The sequence below is a fragment of the Archangium violaceum Cb vi76 genome (genome assembly GCF_000733295.1).
GTDB lineage: Bacteria > Myxococcota > Myxococcia > Myxococcales > Myxococcaceae > Archangium > Archangium violaceum.
Genome location: NZ_JPMI01000302.1, coordinates 21,820 through 40,605, shown reverse-complemented (window position 1 = coordinate 40,605; position 18,786 = coordinate 21,820). Strand labels below are relative to the sequence as shown.

Genomic DNA, 18,786 nt, shown 5'->3' with positions numbered 1-18,786 from the left:
GCAGCGGAGGAGGCCGAACGTGGTGAAGCTGCGCAAGGGCAAGATCATCCCGCGCGAGGATGGGAAGCGCATCGAGGAGTTCGTGGGCGCGGCGACGACGGGGACCGACTCCATGTCGGTGGCCCGGATGCTGGCGCCGCCGGGCTGGTCCGGGCCGGCGCGGACCGCCGCGTTCGACGAGGTGGTCATCGTCCTCAAGGGGGAGCTGACGCTGGTGGTGGACGGCCGGCGCCAGCTCATCGGGGAAGGGGAGCTGGGGATGGTGCCGAGGGAGCACCGGGTGGTGTACCGCAACGACGGGCAGGGCGCGTGTGACTACTACTCGGTGTGCGCGCCGGCCTTCCGGGTGGAGCTGGCCCACTTCGAGGAGGAGCCCGAGGAGGAGCAGGCCAACCGGGTGACGGTGCAGGTGGCGCACCCGCAGGGCAAGCGCTTCTCCAAGCAGGTGACGGAGCTGGCGGAGACGTTCCTGCGCAAGCTGGAGCTGACGGGGTGCGAGCTGTCCATCTCCCTGGTGGGGGACCACGCCATCCGCCGGCTCAACCGCACGTGGCGCAAGAAGGACAAGGCGACGGACGTGCTGAGCTTCCCGGCGGGGGACCTGCCCAAGGGCACGCCCGGGCCGAGGCAGCTCGGGGACGTGGTCATCTCCCTGGACACGGCGAAGAAGCAGGCCAAGGAGTACGAGCGGACGCTCGACGCCGAGGTGGCGCGCTACCTGGCCCACGGCCTGTTGCACCTGCTGGGGTACGACCACGAGCGCCCCAAGGACGCGCAGAAGATGGCGCGCACCGAGGAGCGGCTGCTCGGCGAGAGCGGCATGGTGGGCGACGCCGTGGCCCCCCGGGCCCGCAAGCTCATGACGTGAGGGCCCTTCAGGCCCTGGACGCCCGCTCACCTGTCAGCCACTCTCGGGGTTGAGTCGGGCGGCGCGCATGATAGGTAGGCCCGCCCTCATTTGTTGGGACGGACAATGCCTCGTCTTGCTCCATTGCTGACCTGCCTGTTCGGCCTGTTGCTGCTGGCCTCCACCCCGACGCGCGCCCAGGAGATGCCTCCCTGGGGGACGGGCGAGAGCCAGGGCCAGGACCTGAGCATCTACCTGGTCACCTTCGGGCCCGGGGATGACGTGGCGTCGTGGTTCGGGCACGGCTCGCTGGTGGTGGAGGATCAGCGGCTGAAGCAGTCGCGCCTCTACAACTACGGCATGTTCTCCTTCGACTCGACCATGCTGGCCCGCTACGCCATGGGGCGGCTCGAGTTCTGGGTGGACGACGCGGGCCCCGGGGGCACCTTCCGCTTCTACCGCTCGCTGAACCGGGACGTGCGGCTGCAGGAGCTGAACCTCTCGCCCGCGCAGAAGGTGGAGATGGGGCGGTTGCTCGCGGTGAACGTGCTGCCGGAGAACCGGCACTACCTCTACCACCACTACAACGACAACTGCGTGACGCGGCTGCGCGACGCCATCGACAAGGTGGTGGGCGGCCAGTTCCACCAGTCCATGAACGCACCCGGGCGCATGACGCTGCGCGACCACACGCGCCGTTACTCGGACGTCGGCCCGGCCATGGGCCTGTTGCTCGACTTCCTGATGAACGACGAGATCGACAAGCCCGTCACCCGCTGGCAGGAGGCCTTCCTCCCGGACGAGCTGGAGCGACAGGTGGCGGAGCTGCAGGTGGTGGGCGAGGACGGGCAGAAGCACCCTCTGGTCGCGAAGACCATCAACATCTACGCGGCGCAGGGCCGCCCGGTGACGCCCTCGGAGCCGCCGAAGTACGCGCCCCTGCTGCTGGTGCTGGGGCTCCTGCTGGGCGGCGGCGCGGCGGGTCTGGGGTTCTGGATCCGCCGGAGCGGGGGAGCCCGGGCGCCTCGCATCCTGCTCGGCCTGCAGAACCTGCTGGTGGGCCTGGTGGCCGGGATTCCGGGCCTCGCGCTGTTCATCATGTGGTTGTTCACCGACCACACGGTCACGTACCGCAACGAGAACCTCTTCCTGGCCAACCCGCTCACCGTGCTGGCCGTGCCCCTGGGCATCCAGTTGATGCTCGGCTCGCCCCGGGCCATCGAGCGGCTGCGGCGCCTGTGGCGGACGCTGGCGGCGCTGGGCGTGCTGGGGCTGATGCTCAAGGTGCTGCCCATGTTCGACCAGGACAACTGGCGCCTCATCGCGCTCCTGCTCCCCCTGTCGATGGGCCTGGAGGGGGCGTGCACCCTGGCCCGGGGCCGGGCTGCGGCGGCCGGGCCTGCGGAACCACTGTCTCCTTCCCTGAAGGCTTCCGGTAGCTGATCATCCGGCAATCGCGCGCGGGTACCCCTCGCGCACACCGAGGACACGACACACATGGCCAACGACTCGATGGAGAAGATCAACGGACTTCGGGAGCGCCTGCTCGCGCTCCGGGGGCATCTTTGACCTCGATCGCAAGAGGTCCCGCATCGCGCTGATCGAGCGAGAGTCCACGCTCCCCAACTTCTGGGACGACAACACCAAGGCGCAGGCGATGCTCAAGGAGAAGACCACGCTCGAGTCGAGCGTGGGCTCCTACGAGAAGGCCATGCGCGGCCTGGATGACGCCCAGGTGCTCTTCGAGCTGTCCGCCGAGCTCAACGACGAAGCCAGCGCGAAGGAAGCCGAGGACTCGCTCGGCACGCTCGAGTCGGAGGTCGCCAAGCTGGAACTGGCGCGGATGCTCTCTGGCGAGCAGGACCGCTCCAGCTGCTTCATGGACATCAACGCGGGCGCGGGCGGCACCGACTCCATGGACTGGGCCGCCATGCTCATGCGCATGTACACGCGCTACTGCGAGACCAAGGGCTGGAAGGTCGAGATCAACGACGCGGTGGAGGGCGAAGAGGCGGGCTTCAAGAACGTCTCGCTGCGGATCGAGGGTGAGTTCGCCTACGGCTACCTCAAGGCCGAGGTGGGCGTGCACCGGCTGGTGCGCATCAGCCCCTTCGACGCCAACGCGCGCCGGCAGACCGCCTTCGCCTCGGTGGACGTCTATCCGGAGGTGGATGACACCATCAAGATCGACATCCCGGAGAAGGACTACGAGCTGAAGTTCATCCGCGGCGGTGGCGCGGGCGGTCAGAAGGTCAACAAGACCTCCTCCACGGCGCAGCTGCGCCACCTGCCCACCAACATCCTCATCACCTGCCAGACGGAGCGCTCGCAGTCGGCCAACAAGGACATGGCCTTCAAGATCCTCCGCGCCCGCCTCTACGAGCTGGAGCTCAAGAAGCGCGAGGCCGAGCAGGCCGCCGCCGAGGCCCAGAAGAAGGACATCTCCTTCGGCTCGCAGATCCGCTCCTACGTGCTCGCGCCCTACCGCATGGTGAAGGACCTGCGCACCGGCGTGGAGACGGGCAACGTGGACGCCGTGCTGGACGGCAGCCTCGAGGAGTTCGTCACCGCCCAGCTCATGGGCGTGAAGAACCCCAACCGCAACGTCCCCGAGTAGTTGCCCCGGAAAACCCGTGGAACCTTTCCATGGCCTCGTTGTCCGAGGCCGTGGAACAGGGAGAAACGGGACGGGGTAGGATGGACGCGCGCGGTGTAGGCCACGTGGGGAGGTCACCGGTGTCTTCGAGCGGGGTGCTCGGGATGGAGACAGAGGGAACGCCGGTGTCCGCCGAAGCCGAGGCCGCCGCGCGCGAGGAGCGCCTGTTGCTGGCGCGCCTGCGGCGGGGCGAGCCGGAGGCCTTCGAGGCGCTGGTGCACACGCACCAGGACCGGCTCTACGACTTCTGCGTGCGGATGCTGGGGGACCGGGAGGAGGCGAACGATCTGGTGCAGGACGTCTTCGTGAGCGCCCACCAGAACCTGTCGCGCTTCCGGGAGGACTCGAAGCTGTCCACGTGGTTGTTCCGGATTGGAAAGAACCACTGCATCAACCGGCTGAAGTACCTGAAGCGGCGGGGCAGGGGACGCTCGGAGGAGTACGGCGAGCAGAGCGAGGGGGCGTTGGCGGACCTGTTGGGCTCTCCGCCGGGGCCGGACGCGGCGCTGGAGTCGGCCAGGGAACAGGCGCGGGTGCAGTGGGCCATCTCCCAGTTGGAGCCGGACGCCCGGATGCTGGTGGCCCTGCGGGACATCGAGGGGTTGTCATACGAGGAAATCGTCGACATCACGGAGCTGGCGTTGGGTACCGTGAAGAGTCGGCTCCACCGGGCACGGGAGAAGCTGGCGGATCTCCTGGGGCGGCTTGAGGAATGAACGGTTTTCAGCGGAGACTCCGGGATATGCCAGCGCAGCTCAGCCACCGCGAGACCAAGGCCCTCTTCATCGCCCTCGCCGATGAGGAGCTTCCGGCCGACAAGGCCCAGGCGGTGCGTTCGCACCTGGACGAGTGCGGCGACTGCGCGCGGGGGTGGCAGCGCTATTCGGCCACCGTGCTGCGGGTGCGCAACGTGGAGAAGCAGAAGGCGCCCCCGGCGCTGGCCTCCAGGGTGATGACGCGGGTGAAGCGCCAGCGGCGCTTCGGCCTCAAGCGGCTGCACCAGATGCACGCGCACTACCGGCTGCCGGTGGAGATCCTCATTCCGCTGCTCATCGCGGCCGCGGTGGGGGCCTTCCTCATCATGTCCGCGCCCTGAGACGGGCCGGGTCGGGTCTTTTCGGGAACATCCCTACCAGCCATTCGTTGCGTCCCGGGGTGGGCTTGGCTACGGTGCCGCGCCCCTACGGGATGCCCCATGGCTGACACTCCAGAGAACAAGAACGCGGAAGCGGACCTCGGGTCCAAGGAGCAGGAAATCTACGACCAGCGCCTCGAGAAGGGGCGCAAATGGCGGGATTCCGGCTTCAACCCGTACGGCAACGGCTACCGCCCCCAGCACCTGGCCGCGGAGATCCTCACCCGTCACGGCAGCCAGTCCATGGAGGAGCTCGAGAAGGCCGAGCCCGCCGTCTACGATGTGGCCGGCCGCATCGTGGCCGTGCGCAGCTTCGGCAAGGCCGCCTTCGTCAAGCTGCGCGACCGCTCGGGGGAGATCCAGGTCCACCTCAAGAAGGACGCCCTCGGGGACGCCTATGAGCTCTTCAAGCTCACGGACATGGGTGACTTCGTCGCCGCCCAGGGCGCGGTGTTCCGCTCGAAGACGGGCGAGCTGACCCTGTCCGCCACGAAGTTCGTGCCGCTCACCAAGTCCCTGCGGCCCCTGCCCGAGAAGTGGCACGGCCTCACGGACGTCGAGGTCCGCTACCGCCAGCGCTACCTCGACATGGTCTCCAACCCCGAGGTGAAGCAGGTCTTCCTCAAGCGCAACAAGCTGGTGCGCTTCATCCGGGACTTCCTCGACGGGCGCGACTTCGTCGAGGTGGAGACGCCGATGATGCACCCGCTGGTGTCCGGCGCGGCGGCCCGGCCCTTCCGCACCCACCACAACGCCCTGGACATCGATCTGTACATGCGGATCGCCCCGGAGCTGTACCTCAAGCGCCTGGTGGTGGGCGGCATCGAGCGCGTCTACGAGATCAACCGCAACTTCCGCAACGAGGGCATCAGCACCCGGCACAACCCCGAGTTCACGATGCTCGAGTTCTACCAGGCCTACGCCACGTTCGAGGACCTGATGGACCTCACCGAGGAGATGCTCTCGGGCGCGGCGAAGGCGGTGACGGGCGACACCCAGGTGACCTACCAGGGGCACGTGCTGGACTTCGGCAAGGGGTGGAAGCGCATCCCCATGACCGAGGCCATCCGCGAGGTGGTGCCGTCCCTGAGCGACAAGGACATGGCGGACCCGGAGCGGCTGCGGAGCGAGCTGCTCAAGACGTCGCACGGCGAGGCCGAGCGCCGCGCCGTGGAGACCATGCACCACGGCGAGCTGGTGGGCGCGCTCTTCGAGCACCACGTGGAGCAGAAGCTGGTGCACCCCACGTTCATCACCCACTACCCGACCGCCGTCAGCCCCCTGGCGCGCCGCAACGACCAGAACCCGGACATCACCGACCGCTTCGAGCTCTTCGTCGCCGGCCGGGAGATCGGCAACGCCTTCTCCGAGCTGAATGACCCGCTCGACCAGAAGGAGCGCTTCCTCGCCCAGCTGGACGCCAAGAAGCGCGGCCAGCAGGAGACGATGGACTATGACGAGGACTACATCCGTGCCCTGGAGCACGGCATGCCGCCCACGGCTGGCGAGGGCATCGGGATTGATCGCGTCGCGATGCTGTTCACGGACGCACCGTCGATCCGCGACGTCATCCTCTTCCCCCTCCTCAAGCCGCTTGCGAAGTAGGCAGGGAATCTCGTGAACGCCGAACGGCAGACCGTCTACCGCTGGAGTCTCATCTGGAGCGGCGCCCTCGTGGCGCTCGTGGGGGCCGTGCTGCTCGGCCTGGCCATCACCCGCGCCGACGCCTGGGCGCGTGTGGCCGGCACGCTCGGCTTGTCCACCCTCAGCTGGGGCGGGCTGCTGCAGGCCCTCAACGCCCTGGGCCTGATGCCGGTGCAGTCCGCCCTGCCGGCCGCGGTGAAGCCCGTCGGGACGGAGTACGTCATCGCCGGCGCGGCGGCCTGGCTGGTGGGCTGGGTGGTCATCGCCTCCGGCATCCGGCGCGCCCCGGTTTCCTCCGAGGGTCCGAGCCCGGCCGCTGGCGCGACGCTGTATCCGCGGCTGGCCCAGTACCGGGACTTCTATTGGAGCACCCTGGGCGCCTACGGCGGCGGCATCCTGCTGGCGGAGCTGGTGCTCATCCTCCTGCAGACGTTCCTGTCCAGCGGGGGTGGCTCCGCGGCGGCGGGGGAGTCGTCGGGACTGGCGCCGACGGTCGCCTTCGCCGTGTCGTTGGTCGTCGCCTCGCTGGTCGCCTTCGCGTGCGGCTTCGTGGGGGCCTCGCGCGCGCGGCGGGTGGCCATGCCCGAGGCCACCATCGGTGTCATCTACCTGGGCCTGCCCGTGCCCATCCTGCTGACGCTGATGGAGCAGCTCCCGGATCTCCAGCTGTCGCTGGGCTACCGGCTGCGCGAGGTGACGTACCTGGCGGACATGCTCGGCCGCCCGGTGATTGGCTACTGGCTCGTCTTCTCGCTGCTGGTGCTCATGCTGGTGCTGGGCATCAACACCGGCTTCATCGCCGCGGGCAGTGGACGGTTGGATCTGCGGCTGGGCTTCGAGCTCTTCGTGGCCCGCCGGCACGTGGGCGTCTTCCGCCCCTCGCTGCTGCTGGGCACGCTGGCGGTGCTGATGTTCGGCATCATCCCGCCGCTCATCGTCTACGGCATCATCCGCGCGGTGGAGGCGGCCGTGGAGCGCACGCGCATCCGCTCCCTGGGCCTGCAGGATCCGCTCGCCGCCGCCTCCGCCCTCAACCGCCTCAAGCTGCGCGAGCAGTCGCCCACCATGATGATGACGGCGCTCTCCGTGGGCGGCGTGGGCGTGGGCGTGATGGCCCTCATCATCGTCCTGTCGGTGATGAGCGGCTTCGAGGAGGATCTCCAGAAGAAGATCCTCGGCGCCCACTCGCACGTGGTGGTGTCCAAGTACGCGGGCCAGCTGCCCGAGTACAAGCGGCTGATGGAGCAGATCGCCAAGGTGCCCGGCGTGGAGGGCCAGACGCCGTCCATCGACAACCCGGTGATGGTGCTCGCCGATGACGAGGTGCAGGGCATCGTCCTCAAGGGCATCGACCCGGAGACGGTGGGCTCGGTGTTGGACCTGCGCCAGAACATGCAGCCGGGCGGCAACCTTGATCACCTCGAGCAGCCCCAGAAGATCGCCCCCCGGCGCACGATGTTCGGCAAGCAGCCCGATGAGCCCGAGGAGGAAGAGGTCGAGGATCCGATCATCGGCAAGTCCACGACGAGCGCCTCGGACAAGGTGCTGCCCGGCATCATCCTCGGCCGGGAGCTGGCCGCCATCCTCCGGGTGGTGGTGGGGGACCGGGTGAACGTCATCTCCCCGCAGGGCGCCGAGCTGGGCCCCGCTGGCCTCATCCCCAAGAGCCGCGCCTTCCGCGTGGCCGGCATCTTCTACTCGGGCATGTACGAGTACGACGCCAAGTTCGCCTACATCCTGCTGGCCGAGGCGCAGAAGCTCTTCGGCACCGATGGCCCCAGCGGCATCGAGCTGAAGGTGGCGGACGTGGACGACGCCCGGCGCATCTCCCAGGCGGTGTCCCGCGAGCTGGGTGGCTACCCCTACCGCTCGCGCGACTGGGGTGAAATCCACCGCAACATCTTCTCCGCGCTCCGGCTGGAGAAGCTGGTGATGGGCATCATCCTGTCCATCATCATCGTGGTGGCCGCCGGCCTCATCGTGGCCACCGTCATCATGCTCGTGCTGGAGAAGCGCAAGGAGATCGCCGTGCTCAAGGCACTCGGTGTCTCCGATGGCGGCATCGTGAAGATATTCCTCGCCGAGGGTCTACAGATTGGCGTGGCGGGCGGCCTGTTGGGGCTCCTGTCCGGCCTGGCGTGGTGCTACTTCATCCTGAAGGTGGGCATCAAACTGGACCCGTCCGTCTATTACATCCCCGCGCTGCCGGTGAAGATCGAGCCGGTGCAGACCGCGCTCGCGGTGGTCATCGCGGTCCTGGTCACCTACCTGGCCTCCATCTATCCCGCGCTCAAGGCGAGCAGCGTGGAGCCGGTGGAAGGTCTGAAGGCGGAGTGAAGAAGATGGCGCTGCTCTCCATCCACAACGTCTTCAAGAGCTACTTCCTGCACGGCAAGCGCATCGACGTGCTGCGCGGCGTGTCGCTGGACATCGAGAAGGGCGAGCTGGTGAGCCTCATCGGTGCGTCCGGAGCGGGGAAGAGCACCTTCCTGCACGTGCTGGGCACGCTGGACATTCCTGCCGCGGGCGAGCTGCGCTTCGAGGGCCGCAACGTCTTCGCGATGAACGACGCGGAGATCGCCGACTTCCGCAACCGCACCATCGGCTTCGTCTTCCAGAGCCACTACCTGCTGCCCGAGTTCACCGCCCTGGAGAACGTGGCCATGCCGGCCCTCATCCAGCGGCGGGACCGGACCGAGACCTACGCCTCCGCCCGGGAATTGCTGGAGCGGGTGGGGCTGGGCAGCCGGATGGAGCATCGGCCCGGGGAGCTGTCCGGCGGCGAGGCCCAGCGCGTGGCCCTGGCCCGGGCCCTGGTGCTCAAGCCGGCGGTGCTGCTCGCCGACGAGCCCACCGGCAACCTGGACCCCGCCACCGGAGAGGGCATCCACCAGTTGCTGCGCGAGGTGAACCGGGACCTGGGCATCACCGCCGTGGTGGTGACCCACAACGAGGTTCTGGCCCGTTCCATGCCCCGAAGGCTGCGGTTGGTGGCCGGCCAGGTGACCGAGGCTTGACTTCCCAGCCCCCCTCCCGGCGATTTCCCATTGAGACCTGTCGAATTCCTCCCGTAGATTGCCCCGCCCTTCACAGGCCGAACGCTCCTTGAGGCTCCCCGTTCTCTCGCTCAGGTTCCTGGTCCCGCTCCTCGTCGCCGCATGGACGGTGATGCCCGGTCGCGTGCTCGCGCAGGCGGACAAGGCCACCCCGCCGCCTACTTCCGTGCCCGCCGAGGCGCTTCCCCCGGCCCCGGCCACGCCCGGCTCCGAAGCCCCCGCCGCCCCAGACCGGGAGGTCCGGGAGGGCGAGGTCACCGACATCCGCATCGAGGGCAACCGCCGCGTCGAGGGCGAGGCCATCCGCCGCGCCCTTCGCACCCGGGTCGGTGAGGTTTTCGACGAGGACCGTACCGCCGAGGATCTCCGCGCCGTCTGGGCGCTCGGCTACTTCGCCGATGTTCAACTCCTGACGCAGCGCCTGCCCACCGGCGGCATCGTCTACGTGGTGCGTGTCCAGGAGCGGCCCTCCATCCGCGCCGTGAAGCTGCGCGGCAACGAGGAGCTCAGCCAGGACGACCTCAAGGAGTCCATCGAGGTCAAGGCCCTCACCATCCTGGACATGGACGCGGTGCGCCGCACCCAGAAGAAGATCCAGGAGAAGTACATCGACAAGGGCTACTTCCTCGCCGAGGTCACCCACGAGATCTCCCCCGTGGAGGGCGGCCAGGTCGAGGTGGTGTTCGTCATCGACGAGAACTCCAAGGTGATGGTGAAGGACATCGTCTTCCTGGGCGCGGAGCAGGTGTCCGTCTCCAAGCTCAAGGACGTGATGATCACCAAGGAGGGCGGCTACCTCTCCTTCGTCACCGGCGAGGGCACCTACCGCGAGGAGGCCTTCCAGCGCGACCTGGCGGTCATCCAGGCCACCTACTACGACGAGGGCTACATCAACGTCCGCGTGGACAAGCCCACCGTCTCGCTCTCCGCCGACAAGCGCTACATCTACATCACCATCAAGCTGACCGAGGGTGATCGCTACGACATCGGGAAGATCGACTTCTCCGGCGACCTGGTGATTCCCAAGGAGGAGCTGGCCGTGTTGATGAGCTCCGGGACGGGCCGGCACTTCAGCCGCACGGAGCTGGGCCAGGACATCCAGTCCATCACGGACGTCTACTACGACCGGGGCTACGCCTACGCCAACATCAACCCCGTCACCAACGTCAACGCGGACACCAAGACGGTGGACCTGACGTTCGACGTGCAGAAGGGCCCCCAGGTCTCCGTCGAGCGCATCGAGCTCGTGGGCAACACCAAGACGCGCGACAAGGTCATCCGCCGCGAGCTGCGCATCTACGAGGGTGAGCTCTACAGCGGCACCGGCGTGCGCCGCAGCAAGGAGCGCGTGACGGCGCTCGGCTTCTTCGAGACGGTGGAAGTCACCCAGCGCCCGGGCAGCCGCGATGACTCCATCATCATCCAGGTGGAGGTGAAGGAGAAGGCCACCGGTACCTTCCAGGTGGGCCTCGGCTTCTCCAACGTGGAGAACTTCATCTTCACGGCCCAGGTGTCGCAGAACAACGCCCTGGGGTGGGGCCAGAGCGTGTCGGCCTCGGCGCAGATCTCCAGCCTGCGCTCGCTCGTCCAGCTGTCCTTCTTCGATCCGTACTTCCTGGACACCAACTTCCTGCTGTCCGCCGACTTCTTCCGCGTGGAGGCGGACTACGTCGACTTCACCCGTCAGTCCACCGGCGGCAACCTGTCGCTGGGCTACCAGGTGATCGAGGACCTGCTCCTCAACGTGGGCTACTCGCAAGAGCACGTGAACGTGTCGGCCTCGCAGGACTTCGGTGGCGTGCTGCTGGCCAACCGCTTCCTCAGCGGCGTGACGAGCTCGGTGCGCTTCTCGGTCACCTACGACAAGCGCAACAACCGCCTGTTCCCCTCCAAGGGCTTCATCCACTACGGCTCGGTGGAGTACGCGCCGCCCTTCCTGGGCATCGGCAACTCGCCGTTCCTCTTCACGCGCTACACCGCCTACTCGCGCCTCTACTTCCCCATGCCCCTGGGCGCCGTCTTCAAGACGAACGCCACCGTGGGCTACATCCAGCAGCTGGATGCCGACCGGCCGCTTCCCATCTCCGAGCTCTACTACCTGGGTGGCATCAACTCGGTGCGCGGCTACCTGCTGCGCAGCATCAGCCCCTCGCTGCTGGCGCCCAGCTCGGGCTCGCCGGACGCGCCCATCGAGCGGCTCAACGTGGGTGGCAACAAGCAGTTCATCCTCAACCTGGAGCTCGAGTTCCCCGTCTTCGAGAAGGCCGGCATCCGCGGCGTCGTCTTCTTCGACGCGGGCAACGCGTTCGCCGCCAACGAGAGCTTCTTCGTCATCCGCAATGACCGGGGGGTGCCGTTGCCGCTGGCGGGCCTGTTCACCTCGGTGGGCTTCGGCTTCCGCTGGTTCTCGCCGGTCGGCCCCTTGCGCTTCGAGTGGGGAATCCCGCTCAACAAGCGCACGGAAGACGAGCCCATCCTCTTCGAGTTTACGATCGGTAATTTCTTCTGACAGGCGGCCCGCCCGCTTCCCAACCGGCCGATTTCACGGCCGTTGAACAGGGAAGGGGGCCGGAACGTCGGACTTTCCAAACCTCTCCGAGGAGCTGTCGCACATGTCGCTTCGAAGCAAACTGTCGGTGCTGGCCCTGTCCCTCTCGCTCGCCGTTCCGACCCTGGCCGCCGCCCAGGAGCTGAAGGTCGGCTACGTGGACTATCAGCGCGTCCTGGTCGAGGTGGCGGATGGCAAGGCCGCCAAGAACCGGCTCCAGAAGTGGGTGGAGGGGCGTGAGAAGGAGATCGCCCAGCAGCAGCAGGCCCTCCTCAAGGAGAAGGAGACGCTGGAGAAGCAGGCCAGCGCCATGAGCGAGGAGGTTCGCGCACAGAAGGCCGCCGACTTCCAGAAGAAGTACCTGGAGCTGATGCAGAAGTTCGAGAAGAGCCGCGCGGAGATCGCCGAGCGCGAGCGCAAGGAGATGGAGCCCATCATCGGGAAGATCGACGAGGTCATCGCCGGCATCGCCAAGCGCGAGAACCTGGGCATGGTCTTCGAGAAGCGGGACTCCGGCCTGGTGTACGCGATGAGCCAGTATGACCTGACCAACGAGGTCATCCGGTCCTACAACAGCTCCTCGGCCAAGCCGAAGGACGCGCCGGTCGCCAAGGACGCTCCCAAGAAGTAGGCCTCTTCGTGAACGCCATCACCCCGCGCCGGCTCGGTGAGCTCGCCACCCATGTGGGCGGCGAGCTCGTCGGAGATGCCGGCCTCTTGATTACAGGGCTCAACGGACTCGCCGAGGCGGCTCCGGGCGAGCTCTCCTTCTACGGCAATCCGCGCTACCGCAAGCAGTTCGAGGCCACCCGGGCCTCGGCCGTGCTGGTGACGCAGGACGCCGAGCCTCGCGAGGGCGTTTCCCTGGTGCGGGTGGCCAATCCGCACCTGGCCTTCGCGAAGATCTCCAGCCTCTTCCACCCGAGGCCTTCCCACGCGGCCGGAGTGCGGCCCGGGGCGCACGTGCACCCCGAGGCGCGCGTGCACCCGGAGGCCACGGTGATGGCGGGCGCCACGGTGGAGAAGGGCGCCACGGTGGGCGCTCGCGCCGTGCTCTTCCCCGGTGCCTACGTGGGCGAGGGCGCGGGCATTGGCGAGGACAGCCTGCTCTACCCCAACGTCACCGTGCGCGAGCACTGCCAGGTGGGGGCGCGCGTCATCCTCCATGCTTCGTGTGTGGTGGGCGCGGATGGCTTCGGCTTCGCGTTCAACCCCGAGGGCGAGAACGGCCCGGAGCACTACAAGGTGCCCCAGTCCGGCATCGTCCGCATCGAGGACGACGTGGAGGTGGGGGCCTGCACCACCATTGATCGGGCGACGATTGGCGAAACGGTCATCGGCCGGGGCTCCAAGCTCGACAATCTGGTGCAGATCGCCCACAACGTGAAGGTGGGCCCGCTGTCGCTCATCTGCGCGCAGGCGGGCGTGTCCGGCTCGGCGGAGCTGGGCATGGGCGTGGTCCTGGCGGGGCAGGTGGGAGTGGTGGGCCACATCCGCGTGGGTGACATGGCCAAGGTGGGCGCCCAGTCCGGTGTGGCCCATGACGTGGAGGACGGGCAGGTGGTCAGTGGCAGCCCGGCCGTGCCTCACAGGGAATGGTTGCGCATGTCGGCCGCTCTCGGGCAGATCAGCGACCTGCTCAAGGAAGTGCGTACCCTGCGCCGCAGGGTCGAGACGCTCGAGAAGAAGGAGAAGGCCGGATGATGGACATCCAGGAGATCCAGCAGTTGCTGCCGCACCGCTATCCGTTCCTCCTGGTGGACCGGGTGGTGGAGATCGTCCCCGGCCAGAAGCTGGTGGCGTTCAAGAACGTCACCATGAACGAGGAGTTCTTCAACGGCCATTTCCCGGGGCACCCGGTGATGCCGGGAGTGCTCATCCTGGAGGCGCTGGCGCAGGCCATGGCCATTCTCGCGTACAAGACCGAGAACATGGACCCCAAGAACATGGTGACGTACCTCATGGGGGTGGACGGGGCGCGCTTCCGCAAGCCGGTGGTGCCGGGAGATCGGCTCCAGCTGAACATCGAGGTCATCCGCCACAAGGGTGCCATCTGGAAGACGAAGGGCACGGCCACGGTGGATGGCGTGAAGGTGGCCGAGGGCGAGTTCCTGGCCACGGTGGTGGACAAGAACAAGGGCACGGGCGGCTCCACGGCCGACGCTTCCTGAGAAGGTACGAGGTAGACACCATGGCGCAGGTTCACCCCACTGCGGTGGTCCACCCCGGGGCTCGCCTCCACGAGACAGTGGAAGTGGGTCCCTATTCCATCATCGGCGAGAAGGTGACGATTGGCGAGGGGTCGCGGGTGGGTCCCCACGTCGTCATCGACGGACGCACGACGATCGGTGCGCGCAACCGCATCTTCCCGTTCGCCGCGGTGGGCGGAGCCCCGCAGGACTTGAAGTACGCGGGCGAGGACACCCAGCTCATCATCGGGGATGGCAACACCCTGAGGGAGTCCACCACGCTCAACATCGGCACGGCCGGTGGGGGCGGAGTGACGCGGGTGGGCAACAACAACCTCTTCATGGCCTACAGCCACGTGGCACACGACTGCGTGGTGGGCAATGGCTGCGTCATCGCCAACAGCGTGGCGCTGGCGGGGCACGTGGTGCTGGAGGACTCCGTCATCCTCGGAGGCCTGTCCGCGGTGCACCAGTTCACCCGGCTGGGCAAGCATGCGTTCATCGCGGGCGGCTCCATGGTGGTGATGGACGTGGCCCCGTACTGCACGGCCCAGGGAGACCGGGCGGAGCTGGCCGGCCTCAATGTGGTGGGCCTGCAGCGGCACGGCTTCAGCGAGGAGCAGATCGGCCGCATCAAGGAGGCCTACAAGATCCTCTTCCGCTCGAAGCTGCAGCTGGCGGAGGCGTTGGCCCAGCTGAAGGCGGAGATGGGCGGCCAGTCGGAGATCGACTACCTGGTGGACTTCGTCAGCCAGAGCAAGCGCGGGCTGACGCGCTGACGTGGAGCGCATCGGCCTCATCGCGGGCAACGGACGGTTGCCCTTCCTGTTCGCGAGCGCCGCCCGGGAGCAGGGGCTGGAGGTCGTGGCGGTGGCCCACCGGGGCGAGGCGGATCCCTCGCTCGAGGCCGAGGTCGCCGAGCTGACGTGGGTGAAGCTGGGTCAGGTGGACCGGATCATCCGCGCCTTCCGCAAGGGAGGGGTGAAGCGAGCGGCGATGGCCGGGGGCATCGGCCGGGTGCGGGCCCTGACGGAGGCCCGGCCGGACCTGGGCGCGGTGCGCATCATGTCGCGCCTGCGCAGCTTCCGGGACGACGCCCTGCTGCGCGCGGTGGCGGACTACTTCGAGTCCCATGGCATCACCATCGTGGCGCCCACGGACTGGCTGGCGCAGGCGCTGTGCCCCGAGGGACACCTGGCGGGGCCTCGGCTGAACGCCACGCAGGAGAAGGACGTGACGCTGGGCCGGGAGGTGGCCACGCTGCTGGGCCAGGCGGACGTGGGCCAGACGGTGGTGGTGCACAACGGGCACGTGCTGGCGCTGGAGGCGGTGGAGGGCACGGACGAGGCCATCCGGCGGGGCGGCAAGTACGGTGGAGCGGGCGCGGTGGTGGTGAAGCGCTGCAAGCCGGGGCAGGACCTGCGATTCGATCTCCCGGCGGTGGGCCCGCGCACGCTGGAAGTCATGCAGGAAGTAGGGGCGAAGGTACTGGCCCTGCAAACGGGCAAGACGGTGCTGCTGGACGCGCCGGAGCTCTTCCGAGGGGCGGACAAGGCGGGCATCACCCTCGTCGGAGTCCCCTGAGGAGTACCCAGTCCCCGCTCATTTCCCCTCGCCCCCCTGGCTGTCCTCCGTGCGTGCTCCCTCTCCCTCTGGGAGAGGGCTGGGGTGAGGGTCGTCAATTCACGCCCCTGTGTGGAATGCTCGCCGCCCAAGGGCCTGTTCCGGACACTATTCCGTGCTTCCCCCCGGGTCCGCGTTGCACCGAACCACACGCTCCGGCCAGGGTTGGCCTTGTCCGGAGGTCGCCACCACGCATGAACGTCCGTCTCCTGCTGTTGTGCCTCACCCTGACCCCGCTGTGCGCGCTCGCGGACGCGGTGCGCGTGTCGCTCCAGCCCCGGGCCGCGGTGGGCAAGGGGCTGCCGGAGCTGCGGGTGCACATCGAGGAGCCCATCGCCGGCTTCGAGCTGAAGCTCGAGCGGGGTGACGGCCAGCAGGTGCGGGTAAAGGGCGGAGGCAAGCCGGGGACGACGCGAGCCCTCCCGCTGGAGCAGCCCGAGGGCCGCTTCCACTACGAGGGAGAGCTGGTGGTGCGCTTCCCGGACGCGGAGGAGGCGTCCATCCCCCTGTCCTTCGACACGGAGCTGCTGGGGCCGCTGAAGCTGACGGTGGTGCCGGAGGACGTGGACGTGCCGGGGCGCAAGCTGCGCTTCACGCTGTCCCGGCCCGCGGCGCGCGCGCAGGTGACGGTGTTGATGGACACCGGCAAGACGGCCTTCGACGGCGAGGTGCCCTTCGACGGCGCGCCCGCGGGCCAGCCGCTGGAGGTGACGTGGCCGGAGGCGGAGGGCAAGGTGCTGCGCATCTCGCTCAAGGCCTTCGACACCGCGGACTTCTACACGGGGATGGACTTCTTCCCGTGGCGGGTGGACATCCCGCATGAGGAGATCAACTTCGCCTCGGGCAAGGCGGACGTGCCGGCGGCGGAGCGGCGGAAGCTGGACGCCAGCCACGCGCTCATCGCCGACGCGGTGACACGTTACGGCCGCTTCGCACAGCTGCGCCTCTACATCCTCGGGCACACCGACACGGTGGGGGACACGGACTCCAACCGGAAGCTGTCGCTCGAGCGGGCGCGGAGCATCGCCGCGTACCTGCGCAAGCGGGGCCTGAAGCTGCCCATCTTCTACGAGGGCTTCGGCGAGCAGTCCCCGCGCGTGCCCACTCAGGACGAGACGGACGAGGCCGCCAACCGGCGCGCCGAATACATCCTGGCCATCGAGCCTCCGGCCCTGGCCTCCACCCCCTTTCCGCCGCAGTGGCGGAAGCTGTGATGCACCTCAAGATGCACCCCCAGGAGAACCGACGGATGAAGCGACTCGTGCTGCCCGCTCTGCTCGTCCTCGCCGCCACCGGCTGCATGCGCTCCAAGGCCTCGCTCATCCGCCCGGACGAGGAGTCCGCCAAGTGTGAGCTGGTCCAGGCGCTGATGCGCGAGCAGGTGCCCCAGCAACTGCTGGCCGGGCTGGCGACGGACGAGGACGACGCTCCTTCTCAGGTGCTCGTCTTCGTGCGCCGGCCCGAGGAGGCCATGCTGGAGCGGCTCTTCGCGAGCGACGAGCCCACGTGCGGCGGTGCCAACTACAAGGTGGTGCAGAACATCACCACGGACGCGGTGGTGCTCTACCTCCAGCCGCGCGTGGGCGGCTACATCTACGACGCGCAGCGCGCGGCCCCGGACGAGCTGTCCCTGGGCGGCGAGGCCAAGGGCGCGGTGATGAAGAGCGAAGGCGGCGCCTGGGTGTCCTCCAGCATCTGAGCCGGTCGGATCTGCTCTCGCTACCGGAGCAGGTCCTTCCCGCCGTCCGCGATGAACTGCACCGCGATGGCCGCCAGGATGAGGCCCATCACGCGCTCGAGGATGGCCACGCCGGACTGCTTGAGCACGCGCTGCACGAAGCCGGCGGCACGCAGCACGAAGTAGCTCGTCACGAAGGTGATGATGATGGCCAGCAGCACGGGCACGGCGGACAGCAGGCTGTCGCCGCCGCGGGCCATCAGCACCATGGCGGTGGCGATGGCTCCCGGACCCGCCAGCAGCGGCATCGCCAGCGGCACCAGCGCCACGTCATCCTTGGTCTCACCTTCCGCCTGCTCGGACGGGGTGGTGCGCGTCTCCGAGGGCCGCGCCCGCAGCATGTCCAGCGCGGTGATGAGCAGCAGGATGCCGCCCGCCACCCGGAAGGCGCCCAGCGAGATGCCGAATACCTTGAAGATGACGCCGCCGAAGACGGCGAAGAACACCAGCAGCGAGCACGCCACCACGCACGCCCGCCGCGCGGTGCTGCGGATCTTCTCCTCCGAGTCCCCCGACGTCATCGCCAGGAAGATGGGCACGACTCCGATCGGGTCCACCACGAAGAGGACCGCCGGGAGCGACACGAGGAACAGGGAGAGCTGCTCGGAAAGCATGGGCCCCTCTACACGGTGAGGCGCAGCTTCCACACCATCGTGAGGGCCTCGAGGAAGATCTTCCGGCTCATCTTGGACTGACCGACGCGGCGGTCCTCGAAGACGATGGGCGTCTCCTTCACCGTGAAGCCCTTCTTGAGGGTGCGGTAGGTGAGCTCGATCTGGAAGGCGTAGCCGGTGCTCTGCACCTGCTCCAGCTCGATGCTCTCGAGCACCCGGCGTTTGAAGCACTTGAAGCCGCCGGTCAGGTCCCTCACGTCCACGCCGAGGATGGTGCGCGCGTAGAGCGAGCCGCCCCGGCTGATGATCTTCCGGCCGGTGCCCCAGTTGACGGTGCCGCCGCCGCTCACGTAGCGCGAGCCCAGCACCAGGTCCGCGCCCCCCTGCGCCATGTCCAGCATGTTGGGCAGGTAGCGCGGATCATGGCTGAAGTCCGCGTCCATCTCGATGATGTACTGGTAGCCCGCATCGAGCGCCACGCGGAAGGCGTGGAGGTAGGCACGCCCCAACCCCTGCTTCTTCTCGCGGTGCAGGACGCGGATGCGAGGCTCCCTGGCCGCCAGCTCGTCCGCGATCTTCCCCGTGCCATCCGGGGAGTTGTCGTCGACGACGAGGATGTCCACGCGGGGGTCGGCCGCGAGCACCGCGCGGGTGATGGGCTCGAGGTTGTCCCGCTCGTTGTAGGTGGGGATGCAGACCAGCGCTGGATTCATCGCGCGGCGGGACATAGCAGAGC

The 18,786-nt window shown here is 68.1% G+C and carries 18 protein-coding genes; 16 read left to right on the top strand and 2 right to left on the bottom strand.

Features of this window, described 5'->3' with window-relative positions; genetic code table 11:
* Positions 1 to 22: 22 nt before the first annotated feature.
* The 16 genes from ybeY to Q664_RS41730 all read left to right on the top strand — a co-directional run bounded on the left by ybeY (position 23) and on the right by Q664_RS41730 (position 17,397).
* The gene (ybeY, locus tag Q664_RS41810; protein WP_043409772.1) at positions 23 to 868 is read left to right on the top strand and encodes an rRNA maturation RNase YbeY; all 846 of its coding nucleotides are present in this window, start codon (positions 23 to 25) and stop codon (positions 866 to 868) included.
* Positions 869 to 973: 105 nt separating this feature from the next.
* The gene (locus tag Q664_RS41805; RefSeq protein ID WP_043409649.1) at positions 974 to 2,290 is read left to right on the top strand and encodes an Lnb N-terminal periplasmic domain-containing protein; all 1,317 of its coding nucleotides are present in this window, start codon (positions 974 to 976) and stop codon (positions 2,288 to 2,290) included.
* A gap of 54 nt (positions 2,291 to 2,344) precedes the next feature.
* Positions 2,345 to 3,464, top strand: a protein-coding gene (gene prfB, locus Q664_RS41795; RefSeq protein WP_235217085.1) for a peptide chain release factor 2 whose coding sequence is annotated in 2 segments (ribosomal slippage) — positions 2,345 to 2,413 and positions 2,415 to 3,464 — 1,119 coding nt in all. Because the reading frame shifts where the segments join, the coding sequence is not laid out codon by codon here.
* 119 nt (positions 3,465 to 3,583) lie between these two features.
* On the top strand, positions 3,584 to 4,219 hold the full coding sequence (locus Q664_RS41790) for a sigma-70 family RNA polymerase sigma factor (RefSeq protein ID WP_043409640.1): 636 nt from the start codon (positions 3,584 to 3,586) through the stop codon (positions 4,217 to 4,219).
* Between the two features lie 26 nt (positions 4,220 to 4,245).
* Entirely contained in the window at positions 4,246 to 4,599 is a 354-nt protein-coding gene (locus Q664_RS41785) for an anti-sigma factor family protein (protein WP_235217084.1), read from the top strand.
* Positions 4,600 to 4,698: 99 nt separating this feature from the next.
* Positions 4,699 to 6,243: a lysine--tRNA ligase gene (gene lysS, locus Q664_RS41780; RefSeq protein WP_052519337.1), complete on the top strand. Its 1,545-nt coding sequence runs from the start codon at positions 4,699 to 4,701 to the stop codon at positions 6,241 to 6,243.
* 12 nt (positions 6,244 to 6,255) lie between these two features.
* Positions 6,256 to 8,619 carry an ABC transporter permease gene (locus Q664_RS41775; RefSeq protein ID WP_043409635.1) on the top strand — a complete coding sequence of 788 codons (2,364 nt, stop codon included), beginning with the start codon at positions 6,256 to 6,258 and terminating at the stop codon, positions 8,617 to 8,619.
* Positions 8,620 to 8,624: 5 nt separating this feature from the next.
* Positions 8,625 to 9,299 carry an ABC transporter ATP-binding protein gene (locus tag Q664_RS41770; protein ID WP_043409767.1) on the top strand — a complete coding sequence of 225 codons (675 nt, stop codon included), beginning with the start codon at positions 8,625 to 8,627 and terminating at the stop codon, positions 9,297 to 9,299.
* A gap of 151 nt (positions 9,300 to 9,450) precedes the next feature.
* Positions 9,451 to 11,847: an outer membrane protein assembly factor BamA gene (gene bamA / locus Q664_RS41765; protein ID WP_075207666.1), complete on the top strand. Its 2,397-nt coding sequence runs from the start codon at positions 9,451 to 9,453 to the stop codon at positions 11,845 to 11,847.
* 103 nt (positions 11,848 to 11,950) lie between these two features.
* Positions 11,951 to 12,517, top strand: coding sequence for an OmpH/Skp family outer membrane protein (locus Q664_RS41760; protein ID WP_043409628.1), 567 nt, complete (start codon positions 11,951 to 11,953; stop codon positions 12,515 to 12,517).
* 17 nt (positions 12,518 to 12,534) lie between these two features.
* Entirely contained in the window at positions 12,535 to 13,590 is a 1,056-nt protein-coding gene (gene lpxD / locus Q664_RS41755; protein ID WP_043409764.1) for a UDP-3-O-(3-hydroxymyristoyl)glucosamine N-acyltransferase, read from the top strand.
* Positions 13,590 to 14,057, top strand: coding sequence for a 3-hydroxyacyl-ACP dehydratase FabZ (fabZ, locus tag Q664_RS41750; RefSeq protein WP_043409761.1), 468 nt, complete (start codon positions 13,590 to 13,592; stop codon positions 14,055 to 14,057). The genes lpxD and fabZ overlap by 1 nt, the downstream gene beginning before the upstream one ends.
* Before the next feature lie 20 nt (positions 14,058 to 14,077).
* Positions 14,078 to 14,854: an acyl-ACP--UDP-N-acetylglucosamine O-acyltransferase gene (lpxA, locus tag Q664_RS41745; protein ID WP_043409627.1), complete on the top strand. Its 777-nt coding sequence runs from the start codon at positions 14,078 to 14,080 to the stop codon at positions 14,852 to 14,854.
* 1 nt (position 14,855) lies between these two features.
* Positions 14,856 to 15,659 carry an LpxI family protein gene (locus tag Q664_RS41740; protein ID WP_043409623.1) on the top strand — a complete coding sequence of 268 codons (804 nt, stop codon included), beginning with the start codon at positions 14,856 to 14,858 and terminating at the stop codon, positions 15,657 to 15,659.
* 233 nt (positions 15,660 to 15,892) lie between these two features.
* Positions 15,893 to 16,912 carry an OmpA family protein gene (locus tag Q664_RS41735; RefSeq protein WP_043409620.1) on the top strand — a complete coding sequence of 340 codons (1,020 nt, stop codon included), beginning with the start codon at positions 15,893 to 15,895 and terminating at the stop codon, positions 16,910 to 16,912.
* Positions 16,913 to 16,947: 35 nt separating this feature from the next.
* Positions 16,948 to 17,397 carry a hypothetical protein gene (locus Q664_RS41730; protein ID WP_043409760.1) on the top strand — a complete coding sequence of 150 codons (450 nt, stop codon included), beginning with the start codon at positions 16,948 to 16,950 and terminating at the stop codon, positions 17,395 to 17,397.
* 20 nt (positions 17,398 to 17,417) lie between these two features.
* On the opposite strand, the gene Q664_RS41725 is transcribed toward Q664_RS41730, so the two are convergent.
* Together Q664_RS41725 and Q664_RS41720 are read right to left on the bottom strand one after the other, a co-directional pair.
* Positions 17,418 to 18,050, bottom strand: a complete 633-nt coding sequence (locus Q664_RS41725; protein WP_043409618.1) for a MarC family protein — start codon at positions 18,048 to 18,050, stop codon at positions 17,418 to 17,420.
* A gap of 8 nt (positions 18,051 to 18,058) precedes the next feature.
* A complete protein-coding gene (locus tag Q664_RS41720) occupies positions 18,059 to 18,763 on the bottom strand; it encodes a polyprenol monophosphomannose synthase (protein WP_043409615.1) in 705 nt (234 codons plus the stop codon).
* Positions 18,764 to 18,786 lie beyond the last annotated feature (23 nt).